Raw genomic sequence first — 4,117 nt, forward strand, 5'->3', positions numbered from 1 at the left:
GGGGGGCAGATCATAAGCGGTCTTTTTTGGTTAACTTTTTACAATCTGAAATTATAAAACGTTTACACAGTTTAAGTCTTCGAAAGATTGCTCTAAGCGTTTAGACATAGATTCTTCCATTTTACGTAACCAAACACGTGGATCGTAGTATTTTTTGTTTGGAGAATCTGGACCTTCTGGGTTACCTAATTGACCTTGTAAGTATGCTTCGTTCGCTTTGTAGAATTGAAGAATACCATCCCAAGATGCCCATTGTGTATCTGTATCGATATTCATTTTGATTGCACCGTAGCTGATCGCTTCACGGATTTCTTCACGTGATGAACCAGAACCACCGTGGAATACGAAGTCGATTGATTTTGCAGGAAGGTTACGCTCTTTAGAAACGAACTCTTGTGATGCACCTAGGATTGAAGGTTTTAATTTTACGTTACCCGGTTTGTAAACACCGTGTACGTTACCGAATGCAGCAGCAACAGTGAAACGTGGGCTTACTGGGTTTAATTGGTCGTAAACGTATAAAACATCTTCCGGTTGAGTATATAATTTAGACTCTTCAACATCTGAGTTGTCAACACCATCTTCTTCACCACCGGTAATACCGATTTCAATTTCAAGTGTCATACCCATTTTATCCATACGAGCTAAGTACTCACGGCAGATTGCCATGTTTTCTTCCATTGGCTCTTCTGAAAGGTCGATCATGTGAGAAGAGAATAAAGGTTTACCTGTTTCCGCAAAGTGTTTTTCACCCGCATCTAATAAATCGTCAATCCATGGAAGTAATTTTTTCGCAGCGTGGTCAGTATGAAGAATTACCGGTACACCGTACTCTTCTGCTAATGTGTGAACGTGTTTCGCACCTGCGATTGCACCTAAAACATCTGCACGAGCACCTGATGCTGGTTTAATACCTTTACCTGCATAGAATTGTGCACCACCGTTAGAGAACTGAACGATAACAGGTGCTTTTACACGCGCTGCTGTTTCTAATACTGCATTTACAGAGTCAGAACCTACACAGTTTACCGCCGGAATTGCAAAATTGTTTGCTTTAGCATAAGCGAATACTTTTTGAACGTCGTCGCCTGTTACTACACCCGGTTTTACGATGTCTAATAATGCCATTTTTAAGTTTCCTATAGTGTTTGATAGATTTGGTAGGACGCAAGGCATTGCGTCCTTCTTAAATTTTGTAACGGATATGAAATTTCATGTCCCCACAAGCGGTCGAATTTTGCAAAAATTTTGCGATTTTTGACCGCTTATTATTAAGAATTAGCCGTTTGCACGTTTCTCTAAGATTTCAACTGCCGGTAATACTTTGCCTTCTACGAATTCTAAGAACGCACCGCCACCTGTTGAGATGTAAGAGATTTTATCCGCAATACCGAATAAATCGATCGCCGCTAACGTATCACCGCCGCCTGCGATAGAGAATGCACCGTTTGCCGTTGCTTCTGCGATTGCGTTTGAAATCACTTCAGTACCTTTACGGAAGTTAGGGAATTCAAATACGCCAACCGGACCATTCCAAAGAATAGTTTTGGCAGATTTGATAATATTTGCTAATTCTTCTGCTGATTTGTCACCAATATCGAAAATTGATTCATCCGCTTGAACTTCAGATACTGCTTTTTCTGTTGCCGGAGCAGTTTCAGAGAATTCTGTACCTACACGTACATCAACTGGAACTGGGATATTGGTTGCTGCAGCTAAACGTTTTGCTTCAGGGATTAAATCTTCTTCATATAAAGATTTACCTATAGCATGACCTTCTGCTGCGATGAAAGTATTTGCGATACCGCCACCAACGATTAATTGGTCTGCGATTTTTGAAAGGCTGTCTAAAACAGTTAATTTAGTAGAAACTTTTGAACCGCCTACGATTGCTAACATCGGACGTTGTGGTTCTTTTAATGCTTTACCTAAAGCATCTAATTCTGCCGCTAATAACGGACCAGCACATGCAACCGGTGCAAATTGTGCAACACCGTAAGTAGAACCTTCAGCACGGTGTGCTGTACCGAATGCGTCCATTACGAAAACATCACAAAGTGCCGCATATTTTTTCGCAAGCTCAGGATCGTTTTTCTTCTCACCTTTATTGATACGTACGTTTTCAAGCACTACGATTTCGTTTTCAGCAACATCAACATCGTCTAAATAGTCACGTACTAAGCGTACCGGCACACCTAAATCCGATGCATTTAAATAGTCAACCACAGGTTGTAAAGAGTTTGCTTCTTCGAATACACCTTCAGTTGGACGACCTAAGTGAGAAGTTACCATTACTTTAGCACCTTTTTGTAATGCTAATTTTAAGGTAGGAATGGTTGCACGAATACGTGCGTCAGATGTCACTTTGCCATCTTTTACCGGTACGTTTAAATCAGCACGGATAAATAAACGTTTGCCAGCAAGATCAAGGTCTGCCATTTTAATAACTGACATAGTAAGTTCCTCTTTTTTAAGTTTCAAAAATAAAACAGCATGATTATATCATTTTCTACCCATTTTGGGCGAATGTAGATCAAATTCTTGCATAATTTTGCAAAAAATAGCCAACTTTTGACCGCTTACTTGACCTGTTAAACTCCAAATGGAGTGCTACCACCAAGTGGTCCAGAAGAAATACGACAAGCAGCCAATAATTAATACACAAGCAAGATTCATAAGTAATCCGACTTTAACCATCTCACTTTGTTTAATATAACCGATAGCAAACACAATCGCATTTGGCGGAGTTGCGATCGGCAACATAAATGCTGCCGAAGCACCGCAAGCAATAATTGCAGCCAGTGAAATCGGCGGTAAGCCTAAAGAATTTGCGACCGAAATAAAAATCGGCATCATTAACGCAGCACTTGCGGTATTTGAAGTAAATTCGGTTAAAAACACAATAAACGCCGCCATAGAAAGCGTCATAATCAGCCAATGTTTATTACCGATATAGTTTACGATACCATCAGCCAGAATTTTACTTGCACCGGTATCTTTCAACACGATACCAAGGGTTAACCCGCCACCGAATAACATTAATACGCCCCACTCGGCACGTTCTTGAATCTGTGCCCAAGTTGCCGTATTCGTAATACAAAGCACGACAACAGCAATCATTGCGATCACTGCATCAAAACTTTTAATTGACTCCTTTAAATCCAATGCCTGACGTAATAATGGCTCAATCATACTACTGAAGGTTAATAAGATTGCCGTTATACAAAAAACAACTAATGTCGCCAAACGTTGTGCCGTTAATGGAATTTGTTCAACCTTTGCTTCAAACGGCACATTAAAGTTCGGTCGTAACACAACTAATAAAGAAAACACCATCGCAATCATTAATAACACAGCGACAGGCATACCATATGCTAACCATTCAGAGAATGACACTTTAATATAAGAGGCTAAAATCGCATTAGGCGCTGATCCGACCAAAGTTCCCATACCGCCGATGCTTGAACTAAACGCAATACCAAGCAATACAAATACATATAATCTGCGATGCTGTTGGAAATCTAACTGATGCAAAATCCCAAGGGTTAGAGGCAACATTAACGCCGCAACCGCCGTATTATTAATAAATAATGAAAGTCCAGCCGTTACGCCGAATAAATAGATAATGGTAAGTTTTAAATTACCTTTAGCTAAACGAATCACATGATTAGCGATCCATAAATCAATTTTCTGTAAATTAAGTACGGCTGCAATAACAAAGCCGCCAAAAAACATAAAAATAATAGGTTCAGAGAAAGGAGCGAAAGCCGCTTTAGTCGATAAGACATTCAAGAAAATGGCAAAGATAGGCACCATTAAAGAGATAACAGTAATATTGAAAGCTTCGGTTAGCCATAAAATGCCGACAAAAATAAGCAATGCCAGTCCTCGATTCTCTTGCGGATTAAACGGTAGCAGTTTAAGTAACGCAAAAAACAGTATCAGGTCCAGCAATAAAATTATCATGCCCCTTATTGGGCTTTTGGTTGTTTTTGACATAGTTATACCTCTTATTGTTTGTATATCGGTCTTTTATAGACGCTAAATTCGACAATAGTGTATTTTTATCAAAAGTAAAGAGGTATAAGAAAAAAGCCAGCAAGTTGATCTGCACCCC

The 4,117-nt window shown here is 39.7% G+C and carries 4 protein-coding genes; all 4 read right to left on the reverse strand.

The features are described from left to right. Positions 1-51 precede the first annotated feature (51 nt). A complete protein-coding gene (gene fbaA / locus HMPREF0027_RS01620; RefSeq protein WP_005621611.1) occupies positions 52-1,128 on the reverse strand; it encodes a class II fructose-bisphosphate aldolase in 1,077 nt (358 codons plus the stop codon). A gap of 150 nt (positions 1,129-1,278) precedes the next feature. Beyond that, positions 1,279-2,454, reverse strand: coding sequence for a phosphoglycerate kinase (locus HMPREF0027_RS01625; RefSeq protein WP_044024215.1), 1,176 nt, complete (start codon positions 2,452-2,454; stop codon positions 1,279-1,281). A 156-nt stretch (positions 2,455-2,610) separates the two neighbouring features. Beyond that, entirely contained in the window at positions 2,611-3,999 is a 1,389-nt protein-coding gene (locus HMPREF0027_RS01630; protein WP_005621615.1) for an SLC13 family permease, read from the reverse strand. Further along, the coding region (locus tag HMPREF0027_RS12180; RefSeq protein WP_208853668.1) for a hypothetical protein at positions 3,920-4,117 on the reverse strand (198 nt) is incomplete at its 5' end. The genes HMPREF0027_RS01630 and HMPREF0027_RS12180, both read right to left, overlap by 80 nt.

The organism is Actinobacillus ureae ATCC 25976 (genome assembly GCF_000188255.1).
Lineage (GTDB): Bacteria > Pseudomonadota > Gammaproteobacteria > Enterobacterales > Pasteurellaceae > Actinobacillus > Actinobacillus ureae.